Below are 18,124 nucleotides of genomic sequence, written 5' to 3'. Positions count from 1 at the left end.
ACGCTCTTCCGATCTTCGGCGGGGATCGCGGCAGGAGTTGTATTTTTGTTCGGCAGAAAATTTCCCGATCTGTTCTCGCTGCCGCTTCTTAAAAAACGGGAGGTCTTGCCATGCAATCAAAATGGACTGAAAACGATCTGTTTCTTTTCCAACATCTGATTCCTGACGACGTAGATTTAGATTATGCCGTTTCACAAAGCCATGAGAATCAGTTCCCGGAACATGAAGTCTCCAAGACGCAGGGTATGTTCTTATCCCTGCTCATCAGGATAAGCCAATCGAAACGGGTTTTGGAATTGGGGACGCTTGCGGGATACAGCGCCATTTGGATGGCAAAGGCCGTTCCTGATGATGGAAAAGTGGTCAGTCTGGAATGTGATCGGGAGAAATTTGAATTAGCTTCCCGGAATATTGCGCACGCCGGGCTTCAGAATAAAGTAGAGCTGCTTTGCGGGCCGGCTGCTCAATCGCTGCAGAATTTGATCGACGAAGGGACAGAACCATTTGACTTCATTTTTATTGATGCGGACAAACCGAATAATCCGCTGTATTTGCAGCTTTGCCTGCAGCTGAGTCATCCGGGAACCGTTATTTTCGGAGATAATGTTATCCGTGATGGCAAACTGTGCGAAAAGACAAGCGAAGATCCGAAGGTGAAGGGTGTCAGACAGTATATTGAAGATTTGGGAATGTCAGACCGTCTGGATTCCACGGCGTTGCAAACAGTAGGCATTAAAGGATATGATGGTTTCACTCTGACATTGGTTAAGTCTTGATCGGAAAAGCGCTGGGATAAAGCGGAAAGGCAAGATTCTGTCCTGCCAGGAATACTTTATCAAAAAAGCGGATAAATTGAGAGGTAAAGGACAACGCTGAAAAGATAAATCAGAAGAAGGAAGCGAAGCTGTCGTGAATGCGGCAGCTTTTCTTTTAGGGGATCGGGATTGTGCAGCGTTCAAAATGAGGATGGGTCAACAATGATCAACGCATCCTTTAATAATCCAATACTCTCAGTACGTTTTTTCGCATTCCTTTTATCAAAGTAGAGTAACAAGTTTCCTTCCACCCCTGAAAAACAATCTCTTTGTTCAATAAAAAACCTCTTCCCCATAAATCTCAATGTGGGAAAAAGGTTCATTCGTCATTCCTTTTTTGTTAATCCATTTTTGCCTTATTAAAACAAGGGGCCGAGGATTCAGCGGATAGGAAAATCTTGAAGAAGCTTGCCTGCGACTTCTTTTTATTTTGAACTCAGAAGATGCCTTTCAACCCAATCTGCGACGCCGTCTTCATCGTTGGATAACGCAAGATCGTCGGCGCAGGATTTTAATTCATCAGCGGCATTGCCCATCACGACGGCATGGCCGGCAGCTTTCAGAATGTCCAGGTCATTGTAATCGTCGCCAAAGGCGATAACGTCGCAGAGCTCAATGTTGAGATGAGCGCATAAATCCATTAAGCCGGTGAGCTTGGATACCTTACTGTTGAGAATCGCAAAATAATTGGGATCCTTGGCGTTATCGACCAACTTGCAATGATAGGCTTCAAGATCCAGCTGCCTGATCATTTCCGGAAGTTGAGTAACAATGGAAATCTTGGCGATCTCAACGGTGTCGATCGTCGTATAATCGGTATATTCGTGGACATGATCGCCGGTGACCAGACTGCGGTTATTGGTCAGAATCACATCGGGATAAGTGACGTTGACATGGGTGTCAGGAAGGGTCAGCAGCTCGCGGATCAGTGCTTCCGCCTTGTCAGCTTCAACCCCGTATTTGCTGAGTGTCTGATCATGATAAATTGTCTTTGCGCCGTTTAATGAAATGATCCCGTCAGCTTCGATCGCCTCCATGTATTCTTTAGCGCGCATGACGGCTCGGCCGGTCGCCACAATCACCTGATGATCGGTTTCTGTTTTCAGTCTGTGGAAAATTTCCCGGGTCATTGCGGATACGGTCTTGTCGGTGTGAAGCAGTGTCTGATCTAAATCAATCGCCAGTAATTTCATCATTGAAGCCTCCTGTTTTCATTAATGATAGTATAGCACTAAAAAAGGAAAAGGGTTGATTGCGAACAAACAGAGGACAAATAAAGAACAATGGTCTCAGCATGGTTGCGGCAAACAAAGTTTTTTAGAGCGAACAGCCATAAAAAAACTGGAAGAAATGCGCTCAGGCACATCTTCCAGCTTTAGTGGACAGCGATTGTTTTTACGCAGCGTCGGATTGAAGGGTGCAATGCCCATAGAACGGCGTCAGGCCCCACATCTCAACACCCTGGACTGCAGTGCTCTTTAAGCCCGGCGTGTTGTAATTGAATAAGGGAATCAGGTAGACGTTCTCTTCGATCAGATAACGTTCAGCGTCATGCAAAGCGTTCATGTATTCCGTATGATCGACCAGATATCCCGCTTCATCAACCATTTTATCATAAATCGGATCGTCCACGGAGGCTACGATCTGCTGACCAGTCGTCCACAAATTGAGGAACTGGGAAGGATCATCCCCGGCGCTGTATCCATAACGGGAGGTTTCAAAATCGCCATTGTCAACCTGATTGTAGAAGACGCCGGATTCCACGACCTGCAGCTCACATTGAATCCCGGCTTTTTCCCACATCTGCTGCAGAATCTGCGCCACGTCAGCGTGCAGCTGGCTTTGCGAATACTTGTAAACAATTTTTAACGGATGACTTTCATCATAACCCGCTCTGGCTAATAAAGCTTTGGCTTCGTCCAGGTTGTATTCCAGATATTTTTCTATGGCGTCCTGTTCCTTGCGGAAATCGCCCTCAGCCCCGGCTAAGCCTTCCGGAACATAACCATGCAGAACGCGGTAGTATTCCTCGCTGCCGACAGCGCTGACCAAGGCATCCTTGTCGATGGAAAGGGCTAAGGCCCGGCGGACGTCGACATTTTTTAAATAGTCAGGACCGGTAGAGCCGGAATTTAAAGCGATGAAATAACTGGAGATTTGTGGGATTTTCCAGATTTCTTCCGGATTTGGATACCCTTCGGCAATCGTCGCGGTTATGTTGAGCGCCATATCAATTTCGTTGTTTTTAAACGCCAGGGACTGCGCGTCGGAATCGGCCATGACCAGGAATGTGATCCGCGGCATCGTGATGCTATCAGCGTCATAGTAGTTGTCGTTCTTCACAACGACGGCTTTTTCATTTTCATTGCATTCTTCCAGCGTGTACGGACCGACAGTCGGATAACCGGGCTTGAAGGCCCATAGCGATTCGTGGGCGTCGGCGATGTCAGCGCGCAGCGGCCGCCAGACATAGTTTGTCAGCATTTGTGGGAACCAGGCGCAGGGCTTGATCAGTTTGAGAACCAATGTCTGATCATCAGGCGTGCTGACGCCTTCAATTTCAATCTGCGTCGGATCCAGATCCATGTTGCCGGCGATTTCTTCAGCGCCGGCCAGATAGGTCATCGGGTAGTAAATCGACCAGGAATTGTCGGCGCCGTAGGTGAGATTCCGCAGGATTCCATATTTGAAATCGGCGGATGTCAGCGGCTGACCGTCGCTCCACACAATGCCGTCGCGCAGAGTGAACGTGTAGGTCAGCCCATCGTCAGAAAGAGTATAATCCTGGCACAGATCGTTGATGATCTGATTGTTGTCGTCAGCTCGAAACAGACCGGCGGTCAAATGACGCAGTACGTAATCATTGACTGTTTCCTGGGTTAAGCCTGGATCTAAGGTTGTGATCTGACCTCCGATCGCGACGACCAGTCCCTCATCTGAAGCCCGGTTTCCCTGAGCGGCGTTTTGCGACGAACAGGCCGCGGTGAACAGCAGCATGATGGAGCATAGAAGGGTAAATACTTTCTTCATCTTTTCTTCCTCCTCAGAATTGACTCTGATAAACAAAAACCGCGTACTATTACATACGCGGTGAATTACCGTTTTCTATGCAATAGCGCCTCTTCATTGAATGAAGGAGTGCTGCGGGTATTTCCTGCAGCCCCATAACCAACTTCTGCCGAAGCCTGTTATTCGGCGGTGGTTGCCTTTCTGAAAAGATCATCGCCCGCCGGCTCCCCTTTCGTACTCATCTGCACCGCTACCTCTACATGTTTTTGTTGTATGTTATAAGTCTATCCGTTATTCGTGAAAAGTCAAGCGATTAAAAACGATTTCCAGAAATTAAAATGAAAAAATTGTTATTTTATGAAAATTGAAGAAAATTATTTTCATGGAATAAAATGCAAGGCGGGCAGGGATTGAAACAGCCGGGATGATAAAGAACCGGCACGAAGTCAAGCGTTTCTTTAGTGCACAGGGGATAACGCAAGCTGAGCGGCGGGGATCAGCAAAATGGAAAAAATAAAAAAGCTCCGCAATCCGGAGCTTTGATGACCATGGAGCAGATGAGCGGAATTGAACCGCCGTGTCGACCTTGGCAAGGTCGCGTTCTACCATTGAACTACATCTGCACAACTTGTGGAGCGGGTGAGGAGAATCGAACTCCCGTAGCAACCTTGGGAAGGTTGTGTTCTGCCATTGAACTACACCCGCGCATTCTGATTTCCAAGTGCTCATTTATTATAGCATAATTTGAAAAAAATGAAGTCCTGAATTTAAAAAAAATAAAAAAAATTTTGCCGCGGTCTGGCAGAACAGATCAATGCAGAAATGTGAATGAATCCTTGTTTATCACATTGTGAAGGCAAAAAACATAAAAAAAGGCAGATTTATGAAAATAAACAGAGATTTTCATAAAAATTCTAAAAAAAACGGAAAAAAGTAAAAATATTTTGATTTTTCGCGGGGCTTTTTTAAAAATACCGCAATATTACTAATGTAAGCGAAAGGAGAGTGTTTATGAAAGAGATATTTCAAGAATACGGAGGATTAATCATCGCGGTAATTCTGGTCGGCCTGTTGATAGCTTACATCACAATGGCCGACACTGGATTCGCGGCGCAGCTGACCAGCGGCATCAGTAAGACCGTCGGGAACTTGCTGGATTTAGGGCAGCACTACACACCGTCGGTATCGTAACCGACAGAAGGAAAGCGGCCGCGCTTTCCTTTCTTTTCATCAATGTGAAGGAGGAATATGAATGAGTCAATCCGTCAAGATTTACGGCCTGATTTTCCTGGCCTGTATCTGTCTGTTATTGTTTCTGGATTTTGACCGCAAGCTGATTATGGAAGATTCGCTGTTTGAGAGTGTGCGGACGACGCAGTTATCCGTGTTGGACGAAGCGCTGAACCGCGGAGACCTGATCGTAAACAACCGTTTGTCGGTGAATAAAAACCGGGTGATGCGGTTGTGGAATGCAAAGATCGCGCAGAATCACAGCACGCTGTCGCAGCTGGAAGTTCGCTTTGTCGATATTCATGAAGATCCGGCCGCGATTGCCGTGGCGGTGCGGGAATCGGGGAAAGCAGCGATGAGCGCACAGATGGATTCGCAATATGACAACGTGGTGATCGTTGAAAGAAACGAGGAGACAGAATGAAAAAAATAAAGCTTTCCCCTTCTTTTCTTCAGCGCTACCGGCTGCTTTTAACGCTGATTCTGACGTTGGCGGTGGGCTTATGCGGTTATAAAGTGTATGAAACGACCGTACAGGCGGCCATTGATCCGATTCTGGTTCCCGTAGCGGCGCGATATCTGAAATCCGGCACGGTGATTCAACGGGAGGACATTCAGTTGATCGAGGTTCCGCGGCCGGTAGTGCTGGAAGGCGTTGAAAAAGATCCGGAACTATTAATCGGTCAGGCAGTCGACACCTATAATTCGGTTGCGGAAGGCGCCTTGTTCTATGAAGAACTGTTGATAGCGAAAGATGAGCTTCATGATGTGTCGGCGTTTCCGCTGCTGGAGAATGAAGCGGCGGTGACGATCGACGCGGACATCAAGACATCTTACGCCAATTCCATCCTGCCGGGACATCAGATTGATCTTTATTTTCAGGGCTACGCGACACAGGCAGACGAATCGGAAAAACGCGTGCTGTATGGGCAGCTGGTATCGCAGGCGCGGGTGATCGCGGTTCGCGACAGTACAGGTAAGAATATCGACGCCCAGTCGGATAAGGCCACCAGCGTCATCGTTGTCGCCCTCTCGTACGAAGACGCGGATCTGGTCCAGCGGGCAAAGTTTTTCGGCACGGTGCTGCCGATGGTAACCTATGGATCGCTGAATCCGGAAAGTCAGGCTGAGGATTTCTATGACATTGCGAAAATGCGTGAACTGCTTTATCAGAAAACGATTGACGTCAGTCTGGTCAAAGAGGTGAGGGAGGATGAATGATGCGCGGATCTTTGACAAAATTGACTTCGGTGTGCTCAGCGATCTTCTAATTCAGGAAGATATCCGCGATATCAACTGTCTGAATCACAACGAAATCTGGGTGACTTCCAATCATCATGGGCATTACCGTCTGATGGACCGATCGATTCAGGAAACGGAGATCAACCGCATTGCCAATCAGGTTGCCAATAAGATGGAAAAAGAATTCAACCCCGGCAGCCCCTGTCTGGAAGGCGATATTCATGACGCCGATCTCGATTTGCGCGTCAGCGCGATTCATGAGGAACTTTCGGTCAGCGGCGTGACGTTGGCGCTGCGCAAGGTATCCCGCGCCAGTATTCTGAGCGAGGACTATTTAGTGGAAAGCGGCTTTATCACCCGTTCGGCACTGCAGTTTCTGATCCGCTGTATCCGCTATCGGTGCAACATCATTTTTGTCGGTGAAACCGGCAGCGGCAAAACTGAATTCTTAAAATTTCTGGCGACCTATATTCCCGTCGATCAGAGAATTGTGACGATTGAAGATTCGCTGGAATTCAATATTAAGGAAATCCATCCTGAAGCTTCATGCAGCGCGTTCCGGGTGCGTCCGGGCTTTGATTATTCAGCGATCATCGCGATGGCGCTGCGTCAGAACGTCAACTGGATTCTGCTTCAGGAAGCCCGCGGAAAAGAAGTCGACGATTTGCTGGACGCGATGTCGACCGGACATACCGTGCTGACAACGATGCATACCCGCGGAGCGGATACCGTTACCACCCGCATCAAGCAGATGATGAAAAACGACGCGGAGTCGATGAGCTCGCTTGAAATGCGCGTGTATTCCCTGGTCGATCTGGTCGTTCATCTGAAAAAGGAAACGGGTAAGGACGGAATTGTCCGCAGCGTCGACGAAATCATCGAGTATCTCTATGACCCGAAAACCCGGCAATGTACCCAGCATGTTCTCTACCGGGCCCGCACCGGCCGGCTGAACCGCTGTTCACCCGAATTGCAGCGCCGTCTGGGAATGACGGAAAGCAGGGAGAAGAAATCATGCGCGGAATGAAAATTCTGTTTCTGACGCTGGGCTTTTGTTACAGTGCCCTCGCATTCAAACTGGACTGCCATGACTGGCAGGCTGTTTTGGACAGCCGGGTGATGCGGAAGCTGAACGATATTTCCTATTTTGGATTAATCCGCCGGATTGAAATCCTGGGCGGACATTATCCGGCTGGTCAATATGCAAGTCAGGCGGCAATTTTAGGAACTCTGTGCGGCTTGCTCTGCTACGCCACGACAGAGCACTGGGTCTATTCGGCGATCATCGCGTCCCTGGCGATCTTCTTTCTGCCTTCATTTTTCTATATGAATCTGAAGCGTTTAGCCCAGGAAAAAGAAGAAAAGGAAATGTTGACGTATGTATCGACCGCGATTCTTTACATCCGGGAAGATAAAAACAGTCTGCGGATTCTGAAAGACTGCGCGGCGTTGGTGGAAGCGCCGTTAAAAAAGGATCTTGAGCTTTGCGTGCGGCAGATCGAAGCCAATTCGGATTTTGCCCAGGCGCTGGATGATTTGGAAAAGAAGTACGAATATTCGCAGGTCCGTAATCTTCATTTATTGTTAAAAGGCAAAAAGATCGAAGGCGGACGCAACGAACAGCTTGTCGATTATCTGTTTGACAACACCGAGGAAAGTGAACTGCTGATCAACGATTACCGGCAGAAGAAAGCTGCCGGACGTTCGGTATTTTACTTTATGATGATTTTGAATCTGCTGGCGGCGCTGGTCATGAAAAAGATGTTTCATTCCTCCATGTATGTCAATCTGGCGACGGAGTCCTTTCGCTTCTGCATTTTTCTGTTTTACCTGCTGAACGCTGCGACGCTGTTTCTGTATGAATTCTGGTGCAGCCGCAACGACAAGCTGGAATAGAGGTGAGTTTATGGGATTGATGTTGGCACTGATGCAGCTGAGTGCCCTGAGCTTGTGGGGCCTGTGGGGCTATCAAGCGGGTCCGTTCGCTGCGGAAACAGCGGCGCTATTAGACCGCTGGATGGAATCCGACTACGCATTTTATTGTGAAAAAACAGGAAAGGGACAACCGCGCGCCCGCATGCTTAAACGGATATTGTACGCGTTTGCCGCCGGATTGTTCATGCTGGCGATCAAGAAAGGCGCGCTGGATACATTTTCACTGATCTGCGCCGTTCTGGCGGCCGCCGCCGTCTACCTTGGCGATCGCCTGCGGTTAAAGATGATCTATATCCAACTGCTGGGACAGGCTAAAAAAGAATTTCCTTACTATTTGAATCATCTGGCGATCCTGATTCAAAACAATCCGGTGCCCAACGCGATTGAAAAATCAATCCGTGAAGCGCCGGCGATCTTTCAGGAAGATCTGCGGGTTTTGGCGCGGGAAATCCATACCCAGGGATCTGATCTGAAGCCCTATTTGAAATTTGCCCAGCGGTTTTCTCAAATTGACGATATCGGACGGATTATGCGGACGTTGTTCAGTCTGTCGATCACTTCCGAGAATCGTGAGCTGATCTTAACGGCGTTTTCTAAAATCGCGAATGAAAAGATCCAGGGCGCACGCCGCATTGAGCTGCAGCGCCGGATTGAAAAACAGAATATGATTCCTTACGTTCTGTTTCTGTGGCTGGGCTTTGTGATTTTGAATATGATCGCTTCGATCCGGTTTTTCTAAACAAAAAGGAGGAGAAATATGGGTAAGGGCGTGGAAATTTTCGGCGGCTTATTTGTGTTCACATTCTGCGTGCTGTTAATTCCGCAGATGCTGGCTTTTGCCGTCGGCTATAAAACAATCAATGAGCTGACAAGCTCAATGGTGGAAATCATTGAAGTCCACGAGGGTCTGACAGAACCGGCCAAACAGGAAATTGAAGTTTGGAAGCAGCGGGTTCCGGAAGTGACGGTGGAAACGGAAAGACAGCCGCAGAATGAGCGGTGTACCTACAAAGTAACGGGGAAGCTTCAGATTGAAATCGCCCTGATCGGTTTGAAAACCGAGCTGAAGGCGTCAAAAACAACGAAGCGGGTGATCTATTGAAAACGCGGAGATGTTTGTGCTTGCTGATGCTGATCAATCTGGTTTTAAGTATGGCAGCCATCCGGGCGGATTGTACAGTCATGTTATTTTATTCCGTAAAGGATTGGGTCGCCCATCAGGATTTCTGGGACAGCGAATTTACTGCCGATCAACAGATGACGATCAATTCCCAACAAATTACGGCGCAGTTTAACGCGCTGGGGACTTTTTCCTATCCCAAGCGAACAAGCTGGGAAGTGCTGGCCGGATTAAAAACGCTGACTGTCAGCGGAAATGAAAATCCGGACGATCCCAATTTTATCTCAGCCCATTTCGGGCGGCCAATAAAGATCGGCGACTTGCAGCTTGAGGTTCAGGGATGGAACGGTAGGGGCGAAGTCATGGAAAAGACAGTCTGGATCAACGCAGAAATGAACTGGGTTGACGGCCGGGCGGAGCTGACGGCTGGCGAAGAGGTGCTGAGTACGAAAGAGAAGCGGATTGCCTTAAATCTGGAAGACCGCGAGGTAAGCAATCTTTATGTCATGTTTAACGACAGCGGGCCGCAGTGTCACTATGAGTTAAACTATTTTCAGATTCCGGATTACGCCGTGCAGGAACATGTTCGCTGGACGCCGGAAAAAATTGAAAATACAGATATTCGTCAGGTCACGGTTTGTCTGGACGGCGGAACTTTCGAGCCTGATGGTACACAGGGGATATGGAAAAAAGAGAGTGCCGGTATTTTTACTCCGTCGACCTCATTGTTCGCACGGCAGGAAGCGGAAATTCAGAATCAATCTGATTTCTACGACTATGGCCGCGGGGGATCCATTCCAGCCTACGCCAATCCGGAGGTCGTAAAAGGGCTCGACAGCTACTCCAGCCAGATCAGTGGCTGGTATACTGAAGAACAGGGCGGCGGTTTTCGTTACCGCTATTACTCATACGGCTCAAAAGGAAAAGCCTGGCCCTGGATTGAAACCAGTCCGGGCTGGGGCGTTCAGTATGCAGCGAATCCGGTATATTGGGCTCAGCAGGGAAATTTGCCGCATCAGATCTGGTCGAGCGATGACGCCGGCTGGTGTCAGCATACAACCGGCAGCCGCAGCACGCCGTGTTACAAGTATGAAGGACACAGTACCAATGCCCGGCTGAATTCATACGATGTCACCGTCGTTACCTATAAAAATCTGTATGATCCGCAAGAACACTGGATTGCGGATGCCCGGTACACGCTGCTGAATGTTCTTACCCAACAGCGGCAGGATTTGGGAAACGGGGATGGTTCTGCGTTTTTCTATTCGCTGGATCAGTCCGGCCAGTGGCAGATCGAAGCGCAGTTACAGGATGAAGCTGGAAACAGGGCGACTGTGACGTCAAACGTTTTTCTGATTGACAATACCGCGCCATCCGCACACTTGGATCCCCAGGGTGATGAAACGTGGCATAACCAGCCGGTGGCGGTTGAGGTTTCCCCTTATGATGAACATTCCGGCGTAAAACGCTGGCGCTGGGCTTTATCCGTTGACGGCGGTCTGCATTACGGTCGCTGCAGCGAATGGCTGCAGGCGCAGCCAGCGACGCTGACGCTGGGAGAAAATGGTCTGAACAGGATCAAAGTGGAAGTTGAAGACTTTGCGGGCAACCGCAGTGTAACCCTTTCGGATCTGTACAAAATTGATCGCCTGCCGCCCCAGAGTGAGCGCAGCTGGATTGAAGACGAAGCGGGAACGATTCTTGCGGATGGGGATCAGGTATATTCAAACTGGGTTAATGGAACGGCCCGACTTACAGTCCATACCGGTAAAGTCGAAGATCGGCCCGCGGAGTTTAACAGCGGTGTTCAAACGGTACAAGCCGCAACTTCGCAAGGTGAAATTGCATTGACTGAGCAGGACGAAATCTGGTCGACGCCGTTGGCCAACGACAAAGAAGGACGTCAGACGCTGACGCTGACCGCCTGCGATTATGCGGATAACTGCGCCGGGCTGGCAGAATTGGAATGGCGCGCGGATCTGCACGGCCCTGCGATCAGCTGGACGCTGACGCCGCAGGACTGGACGAATACAGATGTTTTGGTTCAGGTTCAGGCGAAGGACGAGCTGAGCGGAGTGAAGCACCTGAGCGTTCCGCAGAAAACTGGAGATGGGCCTGCCGCTCAGTTTACCGTCAGTGAAAATGGTACTTATTCCGTATCTTCGAAAGATCATGCGGGAAATAGTACGACGGTCGCTATTCCGGTCGGCAATATTGACAAGCAATCCCCATGGGCCTTGTTTGATCCGCCAGAAGCTGAAACCGAGGAAGATAAAATAGCTGTTTTGATTACGCCGCAGGACGATTTGAGCGGTGTTAAGCGCTGGCGTTACCGCCTCACCTATGACGAAGGTCAATCCTATATTAAAACTTCGTCCTGGTTTGATCACGATACTCCGCAGACAATCGAACTGACAATGGCGGGAAAATGCAAAATTGTCGTGGAACTCGTCGATCGGGCAGGCAATGAGGGAACCTCCATTTCCGGTTACTTTCAGCTTAACGAAGGCGACTCGGCGGCCGGTCAGTTGTTTGTTCCCGCAGCGCATCCAGATGAAACTGAATACGCAATGCTGCATGCTCTTTGCGATGGCTGCAATCCCCAAAAGCAGCAGACGGTGACCGTCTGGCTGCAGGATGAGGTGATTTTTGAACAACAGCTGCCGGCGCTGCCGGAACAGACGATCAGAATTCCGTTTACGCTGAACGATGAAACGGCGATCATGCGGGCCCGGGTTGATTATGAACTGGACAAAGACCCGGACGATAATGAACTTCGTGTTAACATCGGCACAATATCCCGTCAGTTTCAACAAACCGGGGAAGAACAGCTTGAGTTTAACGGAGCGGTCATGTTCACCATAAATCAGAAGGAGGAACAGAAGAATTACGCGGAAACGTTGACATTGATCAGTCCTTTGCCCCAGTCAGACTATTTTGCGGGGGAAGGGATCGAAGCGGGGATTCAATATCATTATGTCAATGAATGCGCCGCGGTTGTAAACTGGGCCTGCAAAGCTGATACCACGCTGATCAATGCGAAAGCAAAGGCAATTTTTGATCAGGGCGCAGAGCCGGTACGCGAAAAATACGCAGTGGGCGCACATTACGAAATTCCGTTTGAAAGACAGGGCGACAGTCTGGTATTGCCGATGATGTGGGCAAGCCAGTATGAAGGCTGGATCAACGACGAACCCGTTTTCGAGAAGCTGGACGCAGACGATCAGATTCTGGAAGCCGGCCGGCGATGGTATACCGATCCACTGAAGGAACCAGACGATTTGATTTATACGCTGCAGGGTGAGAAAATGGCGGTCAATGAATTTTCGTTTAAAATGCTGCGAGCCGCGGTTATTGACAGCTGGATGAAAGATCAGTATCGAATTAAATTTGCGAATCCGCAGGATGCGCAGACATTTGATACGCCGTTGTGGCGGCCGTATCTCGACTGGTTTGCTCAGCTGGCGGGAAAAACTGCGCTGGCCGCTGCTAATCTGAATGGAGCGGAGGCGGAAAGATCGCTGCCTGAAGAACAATGAAGCATGTACCCGATTTTGAAACAGAACGAATTAAAAGCGAGCCCAGCTCGCTTTTAATAGCGTTTAATAATTTTAATGGTGACGGAACATTTGCGATATGATCCGGTTTCGTCATTACATCCGGTCGGCTGTGTCCGTTCCATACACTCTTTGCGTTTTTGAAAGATAATCGTTCTTGGACGGCAGGTGGAATCACAATCATCCGGGCAGGAATCTCCGCCGTCGCCACAATCACAGTCGTTACCGCAATCGCAGTCATTACCACAATCGCAGTCATTACCACAATCACAGTCGCAATCACAGTCACAATCGCAATCACAATCATTCCCACCGCCGTTATCATCGTCGCCGCATCCCTTATCACAATCACATCCGCAGCCGCAGCCGCAACCCTGATTTCCGCAGCCGCAGCCCTGATTCCCTCCGCAGTTGCCATTGTCGCATCGGCAGCCATCGTCGCAGTCGTCTTCGCAACAATGATATACGACTTCGTTTTCTGCCTGGATCTGATCTTCCGGCGTATCCCAGCCGTTGTCGTCGAATAGAATCCGCGGCTGTGTTCTTTCCTTTCGCTGATGCACTTTAATGTTGAGTTGTTCCATAGGCTAATCCTCCCTTGTTCAGTATCAGTGTATTCCGGCTTCGACAAGAAGTTCCAAAATAATCTTGAGAACAAAAAGAAGATTCAGAAACTCAGCGGATTTTAACAGTTCTGCCGTTTAAAGCGGGGAAACACCCTGCCTGGATACCAGTGAAAAATCCGCACGGGGCGCTGAGAAAAAGATACAATCTGATTGCGGTTTTGCATTTAACTGAGCCGCTGGAATAAAATGAAAAGGAGATCTCAATCGTCTTGTCTGAATAAAAGAATGAGGAAACAAGATTACGGAAATGAAATGGTTTTGGGAATTTACAATTTATGAAAAAATATTTCATACTTTTTTCTTCCTAAGCAGGAAAAATCAGGGTAAGAAGTAAAAGCGGAGATGGGATCAGCAATGTTTCAAAATGGTAAAACTCGGAATAAAAAGGCAGAAATCCGTTGTCGTTGATATCTGTCTATTCATTATGAATAAAAATGAAAAAGTTTACAGAAAATGAAAATGTTTTGTTTTTTGCTTGACAACCCGTTCTCTGCGCTGTAAACTGAGATTAATCAAAATCAATGAACAGAAGAGTAGTCATGAATGTGGCCGAAAGCGAGCGAACGAGGGTGGAAGGTTCGCGGCTAACGCATGATGAAGCGCATCTGGGAGATGGAATTCTGAATAAAATAGGAATTCACGTGTTTCCGCGTTAAGGATTGAGGGGGTTGGCTGTTGAAGCCGGCAACTAGAATGGTACCGCGATCAATCGTTTCTAGACATCTGGAAACGATTTTTTTATGATCACAGATTCAGTCTATTGCGGCAGTTATCAGCATACCCTGCTCCAGCGGAGATCAACTCCGCGGTTAAACCAGAAAAGGAAGGGAAAGTAAATGAAGAAGCTAGGAATTATTCTCTGTGCGGCTATGCTGATGCTGGTCAGCGCATGCTCCAGCGGCAATGGCGGCGGTTCGGCAACGACAAGCACAGGCGCCGATCCGGAGAATCTGAAAGTTGCAATCGGCGGCCAGATTACGACCTTGGACCCAGGTTTGAGTACTGAAACAGTCAACAACTACGTTCTGCGTCATACGACGGCAGGTCTGTTCCGTCAAGATGAGGAAAACAACATCGTCAACGATTTGTGCGACAGTTATACCGTTTCCGACGACGGTCTGACGTACACCTTCAAATTAAAGGAAGGCGTTGTCTGGAGCGACGATCAGCCGCTGTCGTCAAAAGATTTTGAATATGCCATTCTGCGCAATCTGACTTACGGAGCGGAGAATTCATGGGCAGTCTACTACCCGAGCTCTTATTTAAAAGGCGCGGAAGAAATTCTGGCCGACGACACCTTTGATCCGGAAAACGACACGATCGAAGGCATTGAAACGCCGGATGATCAGACGCTGGTTCTGAACTTGAAGAAACCGTGCGCCTGGTTCCCGCAGATGCTGACCAATAACGTGTGGAAGCCGCTGCGCGCTGATTTTGCAACCCAGCATGACTCCTTATGGGCATTGAAACCGGGTTATCCATCTGTCGGCGCTTATGTTTTGAAAGAATGCAATGAAAATGAAAAAGCAATCGTTGTGAAAAACGATAAATACTACGATGCGGATTCCGTAACGATGCCGCAGATCACATTCCTGGTCATGAGCGATACCGACGCGCAGGCGCTGGCGTTCAAGAACAATGAGATTGATATTGCCCTTTCTATCACTCCGACATTGGCAGAAACTTATTCCAATCCGGGCGAAATCTGGAATAAACCAGATGTTTCCAACTACTTCCTGGCGATCAATTCCGGCTCTACCGGTCCGGAAACAATGCAGAATGTCGATGTTCGCCGCGCATTAGCCCTGGCGATTGATAAAGACGCGCTGGTCAGCGCTGTCGGCAGTTCTGAATATTACAAAGTTCTTAACGGCTATATTCCGGAAGGCTTAGCCGGAGCAGAAGGAGATTTCCGTCTGGAAGAAGACGCAAAGGAAAAATATCTGGAATATGATCCGGAAGAAGCGAAAGCCCTGTTAGCCAAAGCTGGTTATGATGAAAGCAATCCGCTGAAGTTAACCTACAAATATTCGCAAACCCAGCTGCATGCCGATGTTGCGCAGATTCTGCAGCAGATGTGGCAGAACGTGGGCATTGATTGCGAACTGACCGTTGTTGAATCCGGCGTCTTCTATGATCAGATTGATAACGGCGACTTTGAGATCTGCCGTTATGGCTACAGCGCGGGCGATGATCCGTCGCAGTATCTGAGTTTGTGGACAACTGGTCAGCAGGTCGTTGCGGCCGTTGACGATCCGACGTATGACAAGCTGGTCGATGAAGCGGGCTATCTGGTCGATCACACGGAATACATGAATGCCCTGCATGCCGCTGAGCATTATCTGGTTCAGGAAATGGTTTACGTTATTCCGCTGTTTAACTACAACACTCCGTGTCTGTTAAAAACAAACGTCAAGGGCGTTCAGATGTGGGGATTGAATCCGTATTTCGGCAGCGTAACTGTCGAAGCTGCGGCTGAGTAATCCAAAAAGAAGCGAGGATGGAGAGCTCCATCCTTCTTCTTTTTAACCGTTGTCAACCTGCGGCTGAAACTGAAGGTAGTATTGCAGGACAGGATAAGCGTCTGATCTAAAATCGCATCCTTGAAGTTCAGTTTTTCGTATAAGGTCAGTCAGAATCGGAAAAGAAAACGGAACCTCTCCCAAGTCTTTGAAAAATGATTGAAAATATTTTCATGAAAATTCACAAAATATTTCATGAAAGTGTTGGCATTTATTCTCACGGGTGTAAAATTAAAAACAATCCAGAAAGAGAATGGGGGATTCTATATGAGAAAGTGGATAGCCTTAGTTTGTTCCTGTATGCTTCTGCTTGCGGGCTGCAGTACAAAGGAAGAGGGAACCGCAGGTTCCGGTCAGACGCCGACCAACGATCCGGCAGAAACCAACGAGCTGACCGTAGCGGTCGGCGCGCAGTTTACAACGTTGGATCCGGCGTTGAATTCCGAACTCATCAACGGGTATGTTATGCAGCATACTTACAGTACTTTGTTCACCAAGGACGAGGACAATAACCTGATTGAGGATTTAGCGGAAAGCTGTGATATCAGCGAAGATGGTCTGACCTACACCGTTAAATTGAAAGAAGGTATTCAATGGAGCGACGGGGTTCCATTAACCGCCGAGCATTTCCGTTATGGAATTGTCCGCGCGCTGACCTATGGCGCTGAAAACGCCTGGTCGATTTACAATCTGGTCACTTATCTGGACGGTGCCGCCGCTTATGAAAGCGACGATACTCAGGATGCGGAAACCTTGCAGATTCCGGGGGTTCAGGCCGTTGACGATACGACGCTGGTATTCCAGCTGACTAAACCATGCGCTTTCTTCAAAGCCCTGCTGAACTCATATGCCTTTATGCCGGTCCGCGCTGATTTCGCGCCGCAGCATGATTCCACCTGGTCCTTCGCGCCGGGCTATCCGAGCGTCGGTCCGTACATTCTGGAAGAATGCAATGAAAACGACAAGATTGTCGTTACAAAGAATGAAAACTATTACCGTGCTGATGAGATCACGCTGGATAAGATTACATTCCAGGTCATGACAGATATGGATGCTCAGGCGCTGGCGTTTAAGAACAATGATATCGACATCGCGCTGCGCGTCAATTCTTCTTTGCCGTTAACTTACGAAAATAAAGAAGAATTGTGGAAAGTTGAAAGTCCGTCCAACTATTTCCTGGTTATCAACAGCGGTCCGACAGGCCCGGAATGGATGAAAGATGTCCGTGTCCGCCGCGCACTGGCTTTAGCGATTGATAAAGAAGCGATGGTTACCGCGGTTGGCGACCCTTCCTATTACGTTCCGTTAGACGGCTATGTGCCAAACGGTTTGAAAGGGGCTGAAAAGGATTTCCGTACGGAAAGCGACGAGAAAGAAAAATTCCTGCAATACGACCCGGAAGAAGCCAGGAGACTGCTGAAAGAAGCAGGTTATGACGAAACAAATCCGCTGAAGATTACTTATAAGTATTCCCAGACGACGCTGCATGCTGACGTTGCGGCCGTTCTGCAGGGAATGTGGAAAGCGATCGGCGTTGAATGTGATTTGGAAGTTGTTGAATCCGGCGTTTATTACAATCAGATCTTCAACGGCGACTTTGAAATTGCCCGTTATGGTTATACAGCCAGTGACGATCCATCTCAGTTTCTGACGTTGTGGACAACGACGCAGCAGCAGACACCGGCGGTGGATGATCCGGAATATGACAAGATGATGGACGCCGCTACCTACATTGTCGATTATACAGAATATATGGAAGCGCTCCATGATATCGAACATTATCTGGTTCAGGAACAGGTTTACCTCATTCCGCTGTTCAATTACGGCGATCCGATGTTAAAGAAAACCTACGTTAAAAACACGACGCATGTCGGAGCAACGCCATTCTACGGCTATTGCACGATCGAAAAGTAACGACTCTTCAGAGGTCTGGCTGTCCAGACCTCTTCCCCTGTCGGGGGAAAAGAAAAGATGTAAAAAAACAATGGAAAATGTTTCAGAAAACATTGTGAAACAAATTGACAAGAAGCCTAAAAGAAGATAGAATAAAACCATTACAAAAACTTTG

General features: G+C 48.5%; 14 protein-coding genes, 2 tRNA genes, 1 riboswitch and 1 other annotated feature. Of the genes, 11 read left to right on the top strand and 5 right to left on the bottom strand.

What is annotated here, in order from left to right; translation table 11 throughout:
• The first annotated feature begins 110 nt into the window (after positions 1-110).
• Positions 111-776, top strand: a complete 666-nt coding sequence (locus AC5OW4_RS05365) for an O-methyltransferase (RefSeq protein WP_072685706.1) — start codon at positions 111-113, stop codon at positions 774-776.
• Positions 777-1,240: 464 nt separating this feature from the next.
• On the opposite strand, the gene AC5OW4_RS05360 is transcribed toward AC5OW4_RS05365, so the two are convergent.
• The 4 genes from AC5OW4_RS05360 to AC5OW4_RS05345 all read right to left on the bottom strand — a co-directional run bounded on the left by AC5OW4_RS05360 (position 1,241) and on the right by AC5OW4_RS05345 (position 4,529).
• A complete protein-coding gene (locus AC5OW4_RS05360; protein ID WP_083538669.1) occupies positions 1,241-2,011 on the bottom strand; it encodes a Cof-type HAD-IIB family hydrolase in 771 nt (256 codons plus the stop codon).
• A gap of 199 nt (positions 2,012-2,210) precedes the next feature.
• Positions 2,211-3,845, bottom strand: coding sequence for a peptide ABC transporter substrate-binding protein (locus tag AC5OW4_RS05355; protein WP_493676738.1), 1,635 nt, complete (start codon positions 3,843-3,845; stop codon positions 2,211-2,213).
• Between the two features lie 75 nt (positions 3,846-3,920).
• A riboswitch (Lysine riboswitch) is annotated at positions 3,921-4,091 on the bottom strand.
• Between the two features lie 282 nt (positions 4,092-4,373).
• Positions 4,374-4,447 (bottom strand) — tRNA-Gly (locus AC5OW4_RS05350).
• A gap of 8 nt (positions 4,448-4,455) precedes the next feature.
• Positions 4,456-4,529: transfer RNA gene (locus AC5OW4_RS05345), tRNA-Gly, on the bottom strand.
• A gap of 306 nt (positions 4,530-4,835) precedes the next feature.
• Between AC5OW4_RS05345 and AC5OW4_RS05340 the strand changes: the two genes are divergently transcribed.
• From AC5OW4_RS05340 to AC5OW4_RS05305, 8 genes are all read left to right on the top strand, one after another.
• The gene (locus AC5OW4_RS05340; protein WP_072682898.1) at positions 4,836-5,015 is read left to right on the top strand and encodes a hypothetical protein; all 180 of its coding nucleotides are present in this window, start codon (positions 4,836-4,838) and stop codon (positions 5,013-5,015) included.
• A 61-nt stretch (positions 5,016-5,076) separates the two neighbouring features.
• Positions 5,077-5,478, top strand: coding sequence for a DUF5411 family protein (locus tag AC5OW4_RS05335; protein ID WP_308560003.1), 402 nt, complete (start codon positions 5,077-5,079; stop codon positions 5,476-5,478).
• Positions 5,475-6,275, top strand: coding sequence for an RcpC/CpaB family pilus assembly protein (locus AC5OW4_RS05330; RefSeq protein WP_308560005.1), 801 nt, complete (start codon positions 5,475-5,477; stop codon positions 6,273-6,275). The genes AC5OW4_RS05335 and AC5OW4_RS05330 overlap by 4 nt, the downstream gene beginning before the upstream one ends.
• Positions 6,268-7,323, top strand: coding sequence for a CpaF/VirB11 family protein (locus AC5OW4_RS05325; protein ID WP_072682895.1), 1,056 nt, complete (start codon positions 6,268-6,270; stop codon positions 7,321-7,323). The genes AC5OW4_RS05330 and AC5OW4_RS05325 overlap by 8 nt, the downstream gene beginning before the upstream one ends.
• Positions 7,311-8,192, top strand: a complete 882-nt coding sequence (locus AC5OW4_RS05320; RefSeq protein ID WP_072682894.1) for a type II secretion system F family protein — start codon at positions 7,311-7,313, stop codon at positions 8,190-8,192. The genes AC5OW4_RS05325 and AC5OW4_RS05320 overlap by 13 nt, the downstream gene beginning before the upstream one ends.
• Positions 8,193-8,202: 10 nt before the next feature.
• Entirely contained in the window at positions 8,203-8,970 is a 768-nt protein-coding gene (locus AC5OW4_RS05315) for a hypothetical protein (RefSeq protein WP_195396301.1), read from the top strand.
• 18 nt (positions 8,971-8,988) lie between these two features.
• Positions 8,989-9,333 carry a hypothetical protein gene (locus AC5OW4_RS05310; protein WP_072682892.1) on the top strand — a complete coding sequence of 115 codons (345 nt, stop codon included), beginning with the start codon at positions 8,989-8,991 and terminating at the stop codon, positions 9,331-9,333.
• A gap of 26 nt (positions 9,334-9,359) precedes the next feature.
• Positions 9,360-12,890 carry a hypothetical protein gene (locus tag AC5OW4_RS05305; protein WP_493676739.1) on the top strand — a complete coding sequence of 1,177 codons (3,531 nt, stop codon included), beginning with the start codon at positions 9,360-9,362 and terminating at the stop codon, positions 12,888-12,890.
• 53 nt (positions 12,891-12,943) lie between these two features.
• Here the strand turns inward: AC5OW4_RS05305 and AC5OW4_RS05300 are convergent, their stop codons facing one another.
• Positions 12,944-13,492, bottom strand: coding sequence for a hypothetical protein (locus AC5OW4_RS05300; RefSeq protein ID WP_295768753.1), 549 nt, complete (start codon positions 13,490-13,492; stop codon positions 12,944-12,946).
• A 554-nt stretch (positions 13,493-14,046) separates the two neighbouring features.
• Positions 14,047-14,254: a binding site (T-box leader), on the top strand.
• A 116-nt stretch (positions 14,255-14,370) separates the two neighbouring features.
• Here AC5OW4_RS05300 and AC5OW4_RS05295 point away from each other — a divergent pair.
• Entirely contained in the window at positions 14,371-16,017 is a 1,647-nt protein-coding gene (locus tag AC5OW4_RS05295; protein WP_295768750.1) for a peptide ABC transporter substrate-binding protein, read from the top strand.
• A gap of 306 nt (positions 16,018-16,323) precedes the next feature.
• Complete coding sequence (locus tag AC5OW4_RS05290) at positions 16,324-17,970, top strand: peptide ABC transporter substrate-binding protein (protein WP_229056812.1); 1,647 nt, start codon at positions 16,324-16,326, stop codon at positions 17,968-17,970.
• Positions 17,971-18,124: the final 154 nt, after the last annotated feature.

The organism is Holdemania sp. (assembly GCF_986127675.1).
This window is presented reverse-complemented; position numbering and strand designations above follow the sequence as displayed.